A 15,463-nucleotide genomic window follows, 5' to 3' on the forward strand; every position below is an offset into this window, starting at 1 on the left:
CCCGCAGCCGCCGGCCCTTTTCGACAATGACGGCCTGGCCGGTCCACGCCTGCGCGCACAGCGCGATACCGGCCTGTATGACGAATCTGCAGTTCATGATGTCTGCTCCATTTTCTGGGTCAAAACGGGAACGGCACGCCGGCCTCGCGCGCAACGCGTTCGACGTCGGCCATCGTATCGGCGGGAAGCGCCAGACCGCGCGCGCGGTTCTCCGCGTCGGCCTGTACCTCCATTTCGCCGGGGTAATAGACCTGGCGATGTCCCGGCGCAACCGGGACATCCTTCAGCGATGCGATATAGGCGTCGATGCGGCGGTTGAATTCTTCCATGGGCTGGAAGGCCGCCACGTTCAAGGCAATCATCAGGTGACCCGCGCCGCTGCGATTGACGGGGTCATAGGGACCGTGGACACGGTCCAGGAACTCGCTGCCGGACAGCACGCCGGACAATACGTCGACCATGACGCCCATCACATAGCCCTTGTGTCCGGCCATGGGCAGAATGAATCCTTCCAGCGCCGCCTTCGGATCGGTGGTCGGATTGCCCTGGGCATCGATCGCCCAATGCGCGGGAATCGGCTCGCGCCGCTTGTTGGCGAGGTAGATCTTGCCGCGCGCGACCCCGGAATTGGCCATATCCATGACCACCGGCGGATGGCTGCCGCCCGGCGCGGCGATGGACCACGGGTTGGTGCCGATCTTCTTCTTCAGCCCGCCCCAGGGCGCCATATTGGGCCCCGCGTTGCTCATCAGCATCATGACGCAACCCTGCTCCGCGCCGATGCGCGTGTAGTACATGCAGGTGCCGAAGTGATTCGAATTACGGATGGAGACGACGCCCACGCCATGCTTGCGCGCACGTCCCACGGCCTCGTCCACCGCGCGGCGCGCCACGACCTGGCCCACGCCATCGCCGCCGTCCATGACGGCGACCGCGCCGGCATCCACTGCGATATGCGTTTGCGTCACGGCCTTCATCGCGCCGGATCGCAGCCGCGCGTAGTACCAGCCCAGGCGCAACATGCCGTGCGATTGGTGGCCCCACAGGTCGGCCTGCACCAGGGTATCGGCGGCGAGCATGGCATCGTCGGCCGGTACGCCCGCGCTTTCATAGACGGAGGCGGCAAGTTCGCGCATGCGCGCGGGATCCACACGCTTGCCGCCCTCCTGGGCAGCTATAGAGTTTTCCATGATGATTCCTGTGAATGTCGATGTCGATCGCGAGCGGACGTCCTGATGCGGCGTACGAATACATGGGCTGCCCAGCTGTTTCCATGCGGGCGACCATGGCCCGCCCTCGGACCTGGAAAAGCCGTGGGCGTCCCTCTGCTCTATCGTTCGCCGTGCGGCATTAGGCCGACCGCGGCGGCAGAAACCGTGCTGCACCACGCCGCGGCGGCACTCGCGGAACTGCAACACATGGGCACGGCGCTGGGCCGTTTCGCCTCGGGGCTGCAAGGCGCGGCTGCCCACGCTGAGTTTCGCCGACGTCCTGGACGAGCGCCTGATCGAGCTGCACGCGGAAAGCGCCTATAACACCAAACTGGCGCAACAGGCCGCGCTGATCGGCAGGGATATTCGCATGAAGATACGCGTCAATAGCTTCGATGCATTGTGCCGCATGGTGCACGCCGGATTGGGGATTTCCTTCGTGCTGAAGCAGCTGGCCGATATGTATCAGGACATTCTGAACATCGTCGCGGTGCCCCTGTCGGACGCATGGGCCAACAAGCGCATCCTGATTGCCTATCGATCCGAACACACCCTGTCGGCGTCCGGGCGCACGCTGCTGGAATTCCTCACGCGGCAATTCCTGACGCGCCTGGCCGAAACCCATGCGGGATCGCCGTCCGAAGCAGGGGAACCGGCGAATACCGCGCCGCGCGCCCCGCGGGCTTGCTGAAAGCCGTAGGCGCCAGCCCTACTCCTGGATGGAGGAGGACGTCTTCTTTCCCTGCTCGGCTTCGAGCGCATTGATGCGCGCTTCCAACGCGCTTACCTGGGCGGCCAGCTGGTCGGCCCGGGCCACGGTGCGGGCGAGCAGCTCCGCCTGCACATCGAATTCTTCACGGGTCACCAGGTCCAGCCGCGAAAATCCCTGGGCCATCATGGCGCGCACATTGCGTTCCAGGTCGGCCGCGGGGCTGCGGGCGATCAGGTCCGAAATGTTTTTCTGCAGGTCTTCCATCCATTGCGTGGCATTCATGGCTTCCTCACACCGAATCCGTCGATAAGCGTCAGTGTAGAGCGTCGGGCGTCGGGGCGCGAATGTCGGGCGGAAGCGTATCCGCCCGGAACCCCTATGGGCGCCCGGTCGCAGAGTGTTACCTGTGTGAGCAATGCCGCCCGGAACACCGCCTTCGGCCGGTGATGCCGCAGCAATTTGCTACATAACCCCCCCCGCAGCGAGGCTAGCCCGCGCTTGCACGCACCCCGAAATGCACCACGAACGAGCACGCCTCCATACGGTGCGCACCAATTCGGTGCCTCTGGGCGGCATGCGCGCACGCGCCGTCGGCAAAACACCGTCTGCCCAGGCCTAAAAAAGTGGCACCGAATTTGCTTTACACGCAGGGCCAACGTGCAACCAAGAGAGGAACCAGCCATGAAACTCATCATCGCCATCATCAAGCCCTTCAAGCTCGACGAGGTGCGTGTGGCTTTGTCCGGAATCGGTGTCCAGGGACTGACGGTAACGGAAGTCAAGGGCTTCGGCCGGCAGAAAGGCCACACCGAACTCTATCGCGGCGCTGAATATGCCGTGGACTTCCTGCCCAAGCTGCGCGTCGAAGCCGCCGTGCCGGACAGCCTGGTCGAACAAGCCATCGAAACCATCGAACAAGCCGCGCGTACCGGAAAAATCGGCGACGGCAAGATCTTTGTCGCCGCGCTCGAACAGGTTATTCGTATCCGTACGGGCGAAGCCGGCGAAGCAGCACTGTAAACACCAATAAGGACGCTACTGGAGCCATAACAAATGGATAAAGCAGATATCTCGTGGATGCTGGTCTCGACACTGCTGGTGTTGATGATGGCAGTGCCCGGCCTCGCCCTGTTCTACGGCGGACTGGTACGCAGCAAGAATGTATTGTCGGTCCTGATGCAGGTGATGGGGACTTTCGTCGTTGGCCTGGTGTTGTGGTTCGTCTACGGCTATTCGCTTGCCTTCACCGAAGGCAACGCCTACTTTGGTGGCTTCTCCCGCGTCTTTTTCTCGGGCATGTTCTCCCCCGCCGACGGCAAGTACGCCATGACGGGATCGCTGACCGAAATCCTGTTCGCGTCCTTCCAGGCGACGTTCGCCGGCATTACCTGCGCCCTGATCGTCGGTAGCTTCGCCGAGCGCGCGCGCTTTTCCGCGGTGCTGCTGTTCACCGTTATCTGGTTTACCTTCGCCTACGTGCCCATCGCGCACATGGTGTGGTTCGCTTCGCCCACCGTGCCCGGCCTGATGAACGCCAAGGGCGCCCTGGACTTCGCGGGCGGCACCGTGGTGCACATCAACGCCGGTATCGCCGGCCTGGTCGGCGCCTATGTCATCGGCAAACGCGTGGGCTACGGACGCGAGTCCATGCAGCCGCACAACCTTCCCATGGTGATGATCGGCGCTTCGCTGCTGTGGACCGGCTGGTTCGGCTTCAATGCGGGTTCCGCGCTGATGTCCAACGAGCAGGCCACGCTGGCCTTCTTCAACACGATGATCGCCACCGCCGCCGCCGTGCTGGCATGGCTGTTCACGGAATGGGCGCTGAAGGGCAAGCCTTCCATGCTGGGTGCGGCCTCCGGCGCCGTCGCCGGCCTGGTGGCGATTACACCCGCCGCGGGACTGGTCGGCATGGTCGGCGCCTTCATCATCGGCATCGCGGGCGGCGTCATCTGCGTGTGGGGCGTCAACGGCCTCAAGCGCCTGCTCAAGGCCGACGATGCGCTGGACGTGTTCGGCGTGCACGGCGTGGGAGGTATCACCGGCGCGCTGCTGACCGGCGTGTTCAATGCGCAGGTGCTGGGCGGCCCCGGCCTGAAGACGGCCGGCGAGATCGGCGGCCAGCTGTGGGTGCAGTTCGAAGGCGTCGTACTGACGCTGGTGTGGTCCGGCGTCGTCGCCTGGATCGCCTATAAGATCGCCGACATGGTGTGCGGCCTGCGTGTGCCGGAAGACGTCGAACGCGAGGGCCTGGACACGACCTGCCACGGCGAATCCGCTTATCACAGCTGATCGCATGAATCGCCTCGTATAAGGCAATCCCGAAGTGAAAAGGGCGCTCCCGGCGGAGCGCCCTTTTCTTTTGGCCGGCGCCGCAACGGACAAGCTCGTTCAGGCCCGTCCAAAAAAGTACGCAGTCGCGGTCGCGATCGCGCCCGATCTGCGTATCCGTTCATCGCGGCATTTCTGCCGATGGATGTGACTGCGGCCAATCTGACTTCAAACCACAACCGGTTGCGCTACCTCGAGCGTGGTTTTACATTGCAACCATCATGGACAGCACGAGGGACGCCTGCGGGCGGCCAGTGCATACCAGGACTACGTGCTAACGGAAAAAGGACGCGGCCTGTTCACGCTGCTGGTCGCCCTGCGTCAATGGGGCGACGCGTATTTCTTCGAACCGGACGAAGCGCACGCCGTTCTCGTCGACAAGGCGACGGGTGGCCCAGTCCAGACGCTGGAGCTTCGCTCGCAGGAAGGCCGGGTATTGACGCCGGAAGACACAATGGTCATCCATCCGTCTGCGAAAGCCTCGCGCCGGCCCCCCCTGGGCGGACGAAAACGCGCGGCAAAAACGGCCGGCAAACGCTGACAAGCCGGCCGACTCGCCGCGCGGCTCGCGCCGGACGCGGTGTGAACCCGGGATCCCATCGAGCCGTTCCCGGGGGGGGGACGGCTTTACTCTTCCCGCCCCGTCTCGGCGCCGTCGAGCTGGTGATACTCCAGCCAGATTCCATTCAGGATGCCGAAACACACCGCCAGGCCCAGCCCCAGCACCCACGCGAAATACCACATGCCTCGCTCCCTGTTTCAGTAAAGGTCCGGATCGGTGGACAGCGCCTTGATCGTGGACCGTCCCCACATCACCTTGAACGCCCATGCCGTATACAGCAGCACGATAGGCAGGAACACCACCGTCACGACCAGCATGATGAACAGCGTCATATGGCTGGAGGACGCGTTCCATACCGTCAGGCTGGATCGCGGGTCCACGCTGCTGGGCAGGATGAACGGGAACATGGACAGGCCCACGGTGGCGATGATGCCCGCCGCCGACAGCGACGAACCGGCAAAGGCAGCCCATTCCCGGCCGCTCCTGATGCCGATCAGCGCCAGCAGCGCGCCGGCGAAGCCCAGGACGGGCGCCACGAGCATCCACGGATAGACACGGAAGTTGTCCAGCCAGGCGCCGGGAGCGGCAAGCGCGCCGGCACGCAGCGGATTGGAGGGGCCCGCCGGATCGGCGAGTCCTTCCAGGCGATAGCCCAGGCCGCCATGCGCGGCGAAGACGTACCCCGCGGCGAAGAGAAGGATCGCCAGCAGCGCGGCGAACGAACCGATGCGGCGCGCCCTGTCGCGGACCGCGCCGTGCTCGACCTTCATCGTCAGCCAGGCGGCGCCATGGGTGACGAGCATGGCCACGGACAGCAGGCCGCAAAGCAGCGAAAACGGCGTGAACAGGCCCAGGAAGGCGCCTTCGTACGTGGCGCGCAGGTCGCCGTCCAGACGGAACGGCACACCCAGCAGCACGTTGCCCACGGCAACGCCGAAGACCAGCGCAGGAACCAGGCCGCCCACGAACAGCGCCCAGTCCCAGCCGCTGCGCCAGGCGGGCGCCGTCCGCTTCGAACGGTACTTGAATCCGACCGGCCGCAGGATCAACGCGGCCAGCACCAGGAACATGGCCAGGTAGAAACCGGAAAAGCTGACGGCGTAGACGAAAGGCCAGGCCGCGAAGATCGCGCCGCCGCCCAGGATGAACCACACCTGGTTGCCTTCCCACGTGGGAGCGATGGCATTGATCGCCATGCGTCTCTCCCGGTCGTCGCGGGCGACGAAGGGCAGCAGCGCCGCAACACCCAGATCGTATCCGTCGGTCAGCGCAAAACCTATCAGCAGCACACCCATCAGCGCCCACCAGATGACGCGCAGGGTCGGGTAATCGAGGGGAATTTCCATATCCGTTTCCTTATTCCGCGGCCGCCAGGCCTCCGGTCGCGTCCGGCGCCCGTGGCGTCGGCTCGTAATGGCCATAGGGACCGCGCTTGACGGTGCGCACGATCAGGCCGACCTCGACGACGGCCAGCGCGCCGTACAACAGCGTGAAACCGACGATCGTGGTCCACAATTGGGCAACGGTCAGGCTCGAGACACCCAGGAAGGTCGGCAGCACGCCATCCACCGCCCAGGGCTGGCGGCCCAGTTCAGCCAGAACCCAGCCCGCTTCGGCCGCGATCCACGGCAAGGGCATGATCAATACGGCGGTGCGCAACAGCCAGCGCGCATCGAAACGCCTGCGCGCCGCCATGACGCACGCCACACCGAATACCGCGATCTGCAGGAAACCGATCAGGGCCATAATGCGGAAGACCCAAAACATGACCGGCACATTGGGCACGGTGTCCCACGAGGCCTTCTCGATGGTGGCGGCGTCGGCCTTGCGCGGGTCGTCGACGTAGCGTTTGAGCAGCAGGCCGTACCCCAGATCGTGCCGGTGCCGTTCGAACTGCGCTCGCGCGGCGGTGTCGCCGGGATCCCGCTTCAGGCGCTCCAGGGCATCGTAGGCCTGCACGCCGCTTTCGATACGCGACTGCGCGACGGCGACCAGCTCGAATATGCCGGCCACGGGCCGGTCGATGGAACGCGTGGCGATCAATCCCAGCACGTAGGGGATCTGCACCTCCGCATAGGTTTTGCGGTCCGCCAGGCTGGGGATACCGAAGGCAGTGAAGGCCGCGGGTGCCGGCTCGGTTTCCCACATGGCCTCCAGCGCGGCCAGCTTCATTTTCTGATTATCTGTCAGCGCATAGCCGCTTTCGTCGCCCAGCACCACCACCGAGAGCGCGGATGCGAGCCCGAAGGATGCCGCCACGGCGAAGGAACGCTGAGCGACGCCCCGCCATTTCCCGCGCAGCAGCATCCATGCGGATATGCCCAGCACGAACACCGATGCGGTGGCGTAGCCGGCGCTGACGGTATGCACGAACTTGGCCTGGGCAACCGGATTGAACAGCACTTCGCGGAAGCTGCTGACCTCCATGCGCATGGTGTCCGGATTGAAGATGGCGCCCACCGGGTTCTGCATCCAACCGTTGGCGATAAGAATCCACAATGCCGACAGATTGGAGCCCAGGGCCACCATGAAAGTCACGAACAGATGGCCGCGCTTGCTCAGGCGCTCCCAGCCGAAGAACATCAGTCCGACAAAGGTGGCCTCCAGGAAGAAGGCCATCAGCCCCTCGATGGCCAGCGGCGCCCCGAAGATATCGCCCACGTAATGCGAGTAATACGACCAATTGGTGCCGAACTCGAATTCCATAGTCAGGCCGGTCGCCACACCCAGGACGAAGTTGATGCCGAAGATGGTGGCCCAGAAGCGGGTGACCGTCCGCCAGATGGGCTTGTCGGTCATCACATAGATGCTCTCCATGATGACCAAGATAAAGGACAGGCCCAGCGTCAGCGGGACGAAAAGGAAGTGGTACATCGCCGTCAGGGCGAATTGCAGGCGGGACAGTTCGACTACGTCCATGGGATCGGCCTTGAATACGTAACGGCGACATCGTAGGGCCGGCTTTCGGCCCGCTCCATGACTTAGCTCAAACGAGGCGCGAAAATACGCGGGCACACTGCTAGGGCCTGTTAACGCCCCGTCCCCGAGTGCACGTCGATGTCCGCTGAATCCCGCCATGCCGCTCCGCCGGCGCCCGCCGCCCGTGCCGCCACCGCCGCCAGCCTGCGAGGGCTTGCGCGCGGCGATGTCCGCGCCAGCCGCCGCGTGGCCCTGCTCACGGCCCTGTACACGGGCTGCGTGGCGGCATGGGCACTGGCATTGACCGAAGTCCTCGTCCAGGCCGCGTCAGCCGGCGCGCTGCTGGGCCTGGCGGCCGCCACCGGGGGGCGGATATGGCTATCGCGGGCAATCGCGCGCGCCGCGGCGTGGCAGGCATTCCACATCAAGTCGCGGCTGCGCCGCCAGACCGCCAGCGCGGCGCTGGCCGACACACTGCCCGGTACCGCCACCGGCGTGGCCATGTCCGCCATCGTCGACGAGATCGAAGCGCTGGACGGCTACTTCAGCCGCTACCGCCCCGCGGAACTGGAGGCGCGCATCGGCCCGCTGCTGATTGCGGCCGCGGTGGCCCCGGCCAGTCCGGTGGCCGCCGCCATCCTGCTGGCGACGCTGGTCCCGTTCGCGGCCGTCATGGCGTTGGCGGGCGGCGCCGCCAGCATGGAGGCCACGCGGCAATTCGAGGCCCTGGCACGCCTGTCCGGCCACTTCGTCGATCGCGTGCGCGCCCTCCCCGTTATCCTCGCTTTCCAGGCCGAGGCGGCCGAAACCGCGCGCGTCGGCACCGCCGCTCGGGATGTCAGCCGCCGCACCTTGAACGTGCTCCGCATCGCGTTCATCTCTTCAGCCGCGCTGGAGTTCTTCTCCGCGATTTCCGTTGCTCTGGTAGCCGTGTACTGCGGCTTCTCGCTGCTGGGCCTGCTGCCCTTCAAACCGCCGGAAGCGCTGGACTTTCCGGCGGCGTTCTATGCGCTGGCCCTGGCACCGGAGTTCTATGCGCCGTTGCGGCGGGTGGCGGCCGCCTATCACGAGAAACAGCTCGGCGAGGCCGCCGCCAGCCGGTTGCAGCCGCTGTGGCAAGCGTTGTCCGCGCCCCTGGCCGAGCAGCCGCAAGGCAATGCCGATGCAAGGTTTCGCTCGCACCCGGCCGACCTGGCCGCGCCGGCCGTGCATTACCGTGCCGCCATCGTCGCCGCCGGCGACCTCGACATCGGCCCGGTCGACCTGGACGCGCCGGCCGGCGCGCTTACCGTCATCCAGGGGCCGACCGGAACCGGCAAGACCACATTGCTGGCAGCCCTGATGGGACGAGCTCCCCTCAAATCCGGCGACATCGCCATCGGCAACGGGCATGGCGCGATCCAGGCAACCGGCCCGGAAGGCATTTCCTGGGCGGGCCAGGCGCCTGTTTTCCTGCCGGGCACCATACTGGAGAACCTGATGGCCGCCGCCCCCGGCATAACACGCGAAGCTGCGCTCGCCATGGCGATGCGCGTCGGCCTCGGGCCGGCGCTGCGGCGACGCTCGAACGGCGGCGACACCGTGCTGAACGAACGGGGATCGGGACTGTCCGGCGGCGAGCGGCGCCGCCTGGCGCTGGCACGCGCACTGCTGAAACCCGCACCCCTGCTGCTGCTGGATGAACCCACGGCGGACCTGGACAGCGCCGCCGAGAAAGCGATGGTGCGGCTGATCGGCGAGACGGCCCGTGGCCGCACCGTGATCGCGGCAACCCATTCCGACGCGCTGGCGGCGGCGGCATCGCACACGGTGAGGCTGGCATGAACCTGTCCACGCGTTTCCCTGCCGGAATGCCGGCACGCCGCGATGTCGTCGTGGAAGATCCGGCGCAACAACGGCACGGCTCCCCGGTGGAACGGTTCCTGCACATTCAGGCCAGCCGGCGGCGCGGCGAACTGGCCCTGGCGGCGGCATGCGGGGCGATCGCGGCCAGCGGCGCCACGCTGCTGCTGGGCCTGTCGGGCTGGTTCCTCGCCGGGGCCGCGCTCGCCGGCAGCGCCGGGCCCGCGGCCGTCCAGGCCTTCAACTACCTGCTGCCCAGCGCCGGCATGCGTGGCCTGGCGATATTGAGGACCGCGGGCCGCTACGGCGAACGGCTGTTCGGGCATCGCGCCGCCCTCGCCGCGCTTGCCGAACTGCGCCCCGCGCTGTTCGCGGGCATCGCGGCCGCGCAGCCACGGGACGCGCTCGCGCTATCCAGCGGAGAAGCCTCGGCCCGCTTGGTGCAGGACGTCGCTGCCGTCGAAGCCGCCTTCGTACGGCGGCCGGCACCTTGGGTGGCGGCTACCGCCATGGGCACGGCGGTGGCCGTCCTGGCGCTGGTCTCTCCCTGGGCCCCCGCGATCTTCGCAACCGGCATGGCATCCCAACTCATCATCGGACGCCGCCTGGCGCGGCGGGGGTGCGACGCGGCCGGGCGCGATGCGCTGCGCGCCTCGGGCGCGTTGAAGCAGGTCGTCGGGGCATACCTGCCGGCCACGGCGGAGCTGCGTTGCTTCGGGCTGGTGCCGCGCGCGGTGGACGCCATCATGGCGCGCGACGCCGAGCTCGGCGCAGCCGTCCTGCGCCGCCATCAGGCGGAAGCCGATATGGCGGCCCTGCACGCGGGCATCACCGCCGCGACGGTGCTCGCCGTCGCGGCCGTGGCCGCTGCCGCGACATTGCCCTCGATGGCGCTGGCCGTACTGGCGTCGCTGGCCGCGATGGAAGGCGTCGCCCCCATGCTGCAGGCCGCGCAGCAGCAAGGCGCGCTGCAAGAAGCCACCGCGCGCCTGGACGCCGCGATGGGCCGAGCCCCGTCCTGCCCGCGATCCGGAGCAGCCGTCGCGACGCAGGCGCCCGGCGACACGGCCGCATCGCCGGCACGGGACGCAGGCGTCATGACATCTGGCGAAAGCCCCGCACTGGAAATCGACGGCAGGCACTTCCGACCGGGCGACCGCGTCGGCATCGTCGGTCCGTCGGGCTGCGGCAAGACTGCCATGCTGGAGAGCCTGTTGGGTTTGCGTGTGGCCGAAGCGGGAAAATTCCGTGTCGGCGGACGAGCCGTGGAGGGCGGCGCCATGGGCTGGGCTCGATCCTGCTTTGCCTACGCGCCCCAGGAAGCCCGGATCCTCACCGGCACGATCGCGGACAATCTGCGGCTGGCCGCGCCGCTCGCGGACGAGAGTATCCTCTGGCGCGCGCTGGCGGACGCGCAGCTGGACGCACGCGTGCGCGCCATGCCGAACGGACTGCTTACCTGGGTCGGCGACGGCGGCGTCGCGCTGTCCGGAGGCGAATGCCGGCGCCTCTCGCTGGCGCGCGCTCTGCTGCGGCCGGCGCCGTGGCTGCTCCTGGACGAACCGACCGAAGGACTGGACGCGCCCACCGAGCGCGCCCTGATCGACGCGCTGGAACAAAGGCTACGGGATACCGGCCAAGGCCTGTTGCTGGTCAGCCACCGACCCGCTCCGCTACGCCTGTGCCGCGCGCTGATCGCACTGCATTGATTTTGTTTTCTTGATAGTCCGTAAACGCTCGCGTCGCGACTGCGCGGCGTTGCGCAGCGGCGGCATGGACAACCGCGCCGCGCGCCAGCTCCATGACGCCATCATCGAAATGGCCCGATGGATCGAGGATATGGTTCCCCGCTACGTGACCGGCAGGACGGTCGGGCACCCCTTCACCGCGAACCCCGACCGTCGCGGAATCGATACCGATTCGGCCCGGGCATTCAAGGCGCGCCTGGCGGACGTCCACGCTCATGCCGCGTCGACGGCCCGCAGCACCTTGCCGAAGAATGCATCCGCGTGTGCGGAATTCAGCCAGCGCACCACCACCACCATGCGGCGCTCCGGTTCCACCCAGGTAAAGGAGCTGCCCGCGCCCACCCCGAAGAAGCTCGACGCGGGCACGCTGGGGAAGACCTTCCGTTCGTGGTTCAGCCAGATCAGGAAACCGTAGTACGGTGCGATGGCGCATGGCGTGCGCATGGCCCGTATCCATTCCGCCGACAATACCTGCCTGCCGTTGGCCATGCCCTCGTCCAGCAGCAGGCGGCCGATCAATGCCTGATCCACGCTGCTGATGGACATGCCCCCGCCCCAATGCGACCCGCCCGGGACCGATTGCATGCGCTGGCCATCGATCTCCACCCAGGCATTGTCATAGCCCACCCATTGCCAGTCTTCGCTGGCACCGATCGGACGTGTAATGGCCTCCCGGAAAATGTCCGGCAATGGCCGGCGAAACAGATGCAGCAGCGCGAACGACAGTTGGTTGATGCGCACGTCGTTGTATTCCCAGTACGTCCCGGGCTTGCGCAGCGGCCGCGCATCGCCTTTCTTGCCGTCCGGCGGTTCGCCGAACGTGACCGCTCGATAGCGATCCACCTGGTCCGGCACGCCGAATCGCTCGCCCTCCCATTCGCTGGTCTGCTGCAAAAGCTGCCGCCAGGTGATGGCGGCATTCTGCCCATCGTCGAAACCGATGCCCGGCACGCGCGTGCGCACGGGCTCGTCCACGTCGGGCAGCAAGCCCCTGTCGTGCGCCACACCGGCCAGCAAAGCCAGGTACATCTTGGCGACGCTGAAGGTCAGGTCCGCCCGCCGCGGCTCGCCCCAGGACGCCAGCGTCCTGCCGTCGACGACCACCGTGCCCGATACGGGCCCCCGGTCGTGCACCGGTCCGAGCAGGCGGTTCCACGGCGGCGGATCGTTCTGATGGACTCCCCACACGCCGTCGACCGTGCGGTCCCACGCGGATTCGTGTTCGTCGGCAAACTGTATGGCTTCCTGCATGAGCGCGTTGTTCATAAAGATATCCGCGGAGCGATGATCGAAAGGCGCGGCGCATGGACCGCGTTCAGGGAAAACATGGATGGGGCTGGCGTACGCTCTGTTATACAAAGACAGCCGGCATGCCGATGCCCATGAATCCGCGGCACATGCCATTGCCGCGGCCGCACCACTCTATCCCATAGTCCTGACATGGTGCTTTAGGGCATTCCCCCATGCCCGCGGCCGCCCGCAAGGCGAGCGGGCAAGGGACACGCAGCAAGTCAATCGATACGCGCAGCACCGCGGCATCTCGCCGCAACCGTTCGTGGTCCAGATAGGAGCCAAAATGCCCGTTCGTCGCGCTGTTCCTGTTGTCCCGCCTTCCACACCTTCCATCGCGCCGCTGCGCCGGTCCATCGCGGCGATCGCCGCCGTCCTCGCCCTGAGTGCCGCGTCCGCCGCCTGGGCGGGGAAGCAGGACGATACGCTGCGCATGGCCTACGACCAGGCTCCCGAAAGCGTCGATCCGTATTTCAATAACGTGCGCATCGGCGTCATCATCGCCGCCAACGTGTGGGACACCCTGCTCTACCGCGATCCCCTCACCAACGAATACAAGGGCCAACTCGCCGAAAGCTGGAAGCAGATCGACGATAAGACACTGGAGTTCAAGCTGCGCAAAGACGTCACGTTCCATAACGGCGAACATTTCGACGCCGATTCGGTGGTCTATACCCTGAACTTCGTGGCCGACCCCAAGAACAAAGCCACGACGCAGCAGAACGTGCAATGGATAGACCACGTCGAAAAAATCGACCAGTACACCGTGCGCATCCATACCAAGGCACCTTTCCCGGCCGCCAAGGAATACCTGTCCACCACCGTGGCCATCCACCCCGCGAAGTACTACAAGGAGGTCGGCCCCGCCGGCATGAATGCCAAGCCGGTGGGCTCGGGCCCCTACAAGGTCGTCGATTACCAGCCAGGCAAGTCCATCACGCTGGTGCGCAACGCCGATTACTTCAAGGATTCGCCCAAGCCACAACCCAAAATCGGCAAGGTCGTGATCCGCTTCATTCCGGATCGCCAGACGCAAATGGCGGAAGTCCTTTCCGGCCAGGAAGACTTCATCATGAGCGTGCCCAAGGACCAGGCCGAGCAGATCGCCGGCATGCCCAATCTCCAGGTCGTCAGCGGCAACACGATGCGCATCGTGTTCATGCAGATGAACACCTTGCCCAATACGCCCGCCCCGCAACTGAAGGACGAGCGCGTGCGCAAGGCGATCGCCCACGCCATCGATCGCGAGTCCATCATCAAGAACATCGTCGGCGGCGACGCGAAGATCCTCAACACCATCTGCACGCCCTCGCAGGTCGGCTGCACGGATAAGGGCGCGCCCGTCTACAACTACGACCCGGCCCAGGCGAAGAAGCTGCTGGCCGAGGCGGGCTACCCCAATGGCTTCGACATCGACATCGTGGCCTATCGCGAGCGCAACCAGACCGAGGCCATCATCAATTACCTGCGCGCGGTGGGAATCCGCGCCAAGCTCAATTTCCTGCAGTACGCCGCGATGCGGGACATGATCCGCGCCGGCAAGGCCTCGCTGACGCACCAGACCTGGGGTTCGAACCTGGTGAATGACGTGTCGGCCTCGACGCCGGTGTACTTCGCTTTCGGATCGGACGACATCAACCGCGATCCGCAGGTCAAGGCGCTGCTGGACGAAGGCGACCGCACCATCGACCCGACCCGGCGCGACGACGCCTACCGCAAGGCGCTGGACCTGATCGCGCAGCACGCCTATGCCGTACCGCTGTGGTCGCTGCCCGTCTATTACGTCGCCAGCCAGGATGTGAACTTCAAGCCCTATCCGGACGAGCTGGTCCGTTTCTGGGAGATGAGCTGGAAGTAGCGCCGCGACAGGCGTGCCGACGCGGCCCGGGGCGATCCGGGTCGCCCGCGATCCGCACGATGGGGAAACGATATGCTTGGCTTCACGATCCGTCGGCTGGGACTGGCCATACTGGTGGCACTGACCGTTTCCATCCTGGCTTTCCTGCTGCTGCACCTGTCCGGCGATCCCGCCGTTGCGCTGGCCGGCGAAGGCGCGCGGCAGGCCGATATCGACATGATCCGCAAGGCCTACGGCCTGGACCGTCCCATCGCCGTGCAATACCTGAGCTGGCTGTGGGATATCCTGCGCGGCCATTTCGGTACCTCGGTGTATTTCAAGACCGACGCGGGGCCGCTCATCCTGTCCAAGCTCAAGACCACGCTGCTGCTGGGCCTGTACTCGCTGGGCGTAGCGCTGCTGATTTCCGTGCCCTTCGGCGTACTGGCGGCCCTGTACAAGCACAGCATCATTGACCGCATCTGCCTGGCGCTGGCGGTGCTGGGCCAGGCACTGCCGAACTTCTTCTTCGCGCTGCTGCTGATCATGCTGTTTTCGCTGACCCTGCGCGTGCTTCCGGTATCGGGCAGCGGTACCTGGAAGCATTTCATCATGCCTTCCATCGCCCTGGGCTATTACGTGGCGCCGGCCTTCATGCGCCTTATCCGCGCCGGAATGATCGAGGTCCTGGACGCGGATTACATCCGTACGGCGCGCGCCAAGGGCCTGCCGGCCGGCAAGGTTATTTTCAAGCACGCACTGCGCAATGCCATCGTTCCGGTCGTCGCGCTGGCCGCCGTGCAGCTCGGCTACCTGCTGGGCGGCTCGGTCGTGATCGAAACCATCTTCGCGCTCGACGGCCTGGGCTACCTGGCCTACCAGAGCATCACGTTCAAGGACTTCCCCGTCATGCAGCTGATCGTGCTGCTGTTGTCCGTCATCTACGTCCTGCTGACGCTGGCCGCCGACGTGGCCAACGCCTGGCTCGACCCGCGTATCCGGGTGTCGTGA

Annotated in this window: 13 protein-coding genes and 1 pseudogene; 8 read left to right on the plus strand and 6 right to left on the minus strand. The window is 66.0% G+C overall.

From position 1 onward, the window contains the following. Positions 1-119: 119 nt before the first annotated feature. On the minus strand, positions 120-1,190 hold the full coding sequence (locus ACO1P8_RS00345; RefSeq protein WP_486293969.1) for an Ldh family oxidoreductase: 1,071 nt from the start codon (positions 1,188-1,190) through the stop codon (positions 120-122). A 142-nt stretch (positions 1,191-1,332) separates the two neighbouring features. On the opposite strand from ACO1P8_RS00345, the gene ACO1P8_RS00350 reads away from it, so the two are divergent. Then, positions 1,333-1,902 carry a LysR substrate-binding domain-containing protein gene (locus ACO1P8_RS00350; protein ID WP_486294104.1) on the plus strand — a complete coding sequence of 190 codons (570 nt, stop codon included), beginning with the start codon at positions 1,333-1,335 and terminating at the stop codon, positions 1,900-1,902. 18 nt (positions 1,903-1,920) lie between these two features. Here ACO1P8_RS00350 and ACO1P8_RS00355 read toward each other — a convergent pair whose 3' ends face one another. Next, on the minus strand, positions 1,921-2,205 hold the full coding sequence (locus ACO1P8_RS00355) for an accessory factor UbiK family protein (protein ID WP_486293970.1): 285 nt from the start codon (positions 2,203-2,205) through the stop codon (positions 1,921-1,923). 399 nt (positions 2,206-2,604) lie between these two features. On the opposite strand from ACO1P8_RS00355, the gene ACO1P8_RS00360 reads away from it, so the two are divergent. From ACO1P8_RS00360 to ACO1P8_RS00370, 3 genes and pseudogenes are all read left to right on the plus strand, one after another. Beyond that, positions 2,605-2,943 (plus strand): P-II family nitrogen regulator, encoded by a 339-nt coding sequence (locus ACO1P8_RS00360; protein WP_094841435.1) that lies wholly within the window; start codon positions 2,605-2,607, stop codon positions 2,941-2,943. Between the two features lie 33 nt (positions 2,944-2,976). Next, entirely contained in the window at positions 2,977-4,215 is a 1,239-nt protein-coding gene (gene amt, locus ACO1P8_RS00365) for an ammonium transporter (RefSeq protein ID WP_486293971.1), read from the plus strand. Between the two features lie 292 nt (positions 4,216-4,507). After that, a pseudogene (locus ACO1P8_RS00370) lies at positions 4,508-4,795 on the plus strand (hypothetical protein); the annotation flags it as partial. An 86-nt stretch (positions 4,796-4,881) separates the two neighbouring features. On the opposite strand, the gene cydX reads toward ACO1P8_RS00370, so the two are convergent. Genes cydX through ACO1P8_RS00385 form a run of 3 tightly spaced genes read right to left on the minus strand, consistent with a single transcriptional unit; the run spans position 4,882 to position 7,735 of the window. Beyond that, positions 4,882-4,998, minus strand: a complete 117-nt coding sequence (gene cydX, locus ACO1P8_RS00375; RefSeq protein ID WP_094841432.1) for a cytochrome bd-I oxidase subunit CydX — start codon at positions 4,996-4,998, stop codon at positions 4,882-4,884. Positions 4,999-5,013: 15 nt separating this feature from the next. Further along, positions 5,014-6,162: a cytochrome d ubiquinol oxidase subunit II gene (gene cydB / locus ACO1P8_RS00380; protein WP_486293972.1), complete on the minus strand. Its 1,149-nt coding sequence runs from the start codon at positions 6,160-6,162 to the stop codon at positions 5,014-5,016. A gap of 10 nt (positions 6,163-6,172) precedes the next feature. Continuing rightward, positions 6,173-7,735, minus strand: a complete 1,563-nt coding sequence (locus tag ACO1P8_RS00385; protein ID WP_486293973.1) for a cytochrome ubiquinol oxidase subunit I — start codon at positions 7,733-7,735, stop codon at positions 6,173-6,175. A gap of 138 nt (positions 7,736-7,873) precedes the next feature. Here ACO1P8_RS00385 and ACO1P8_RS00390 point away from each other — a divergent pair, with 138 nt between their 5' ends. Both ACO1P8_RS00390 and ACO1P8_RS00395 read left to right on the plus strand, forming a co-directional pair. Next, a complete protein-coding gene (locus ACO1P8_RS00390; RefSeq protein WP_486293974.1) occupies positions 7,874-9,559 on the plus strand; it encodes an ATP-binding cassette domain-containing protein in 1,686 nt (561 codons plus the stop codon). Next, positions 9,556-11,286, plus strand: a complete 1,731-nt coding sequence (locus ACO1P8_RS00395) for an ATP-binding cassette domain-containing protein (protein ID WP_486293975.1) — start codon at positions 9,556-9,558, stop codon at positions 11,284-11,286. Before ACO1P8_RS00390 ends, ACO1P8_RS00395 begins: the two co-directional genes overlap by 4 nt. Before the next feature lie 252 nt (positions 11,287-11,538). On the opposite strand, the gene ACO1P8_RS00400 is transcribed toward ACO1P8_RS00395, so the two are convergent. After that, positions 11,539-12,591, minus strand: coding sequence for a serine hydrolase domain-containing protein (locus ACO1P8_RS00400; protein WP_486293976.1), 1,053 nt, complete (start codon positions 12,589-12,591; stop codon positions 11,539-11,541). A gap of 310 nt (positions 12,592-12,901) precedes the next feature. Here ACO1P8_RS00400 and ACO1P8_RS00405 point away from each other — a divergent pair, with 310 nt between their 5' ends. Next, positions 12,902-14,473, plus strand: a complete 1,572-nt coding sequence (locus tag ACO1P8_RS00405) for an ABC transporter substrate-binding protein (RefSeq protein ID WP_486293977.1) — start codon at positions 12,902-12,904, stop codon at positions 14,471-14,473. A 72-nt stretch (positions 14,474-14,545) separates the two neighbouring features. After that, positions 14,546-15,463, plus strand: a complete 918-nt coding sequence (locus tag ACO1P8_RS00410; protein WP_486293978.1) for an ABC transporter permease — start codon at positions 14,546-14,548, stop codon at positions 15,461-15,463.

This window comes from Bordetella sp. (genome assembly GCF_057362025.1).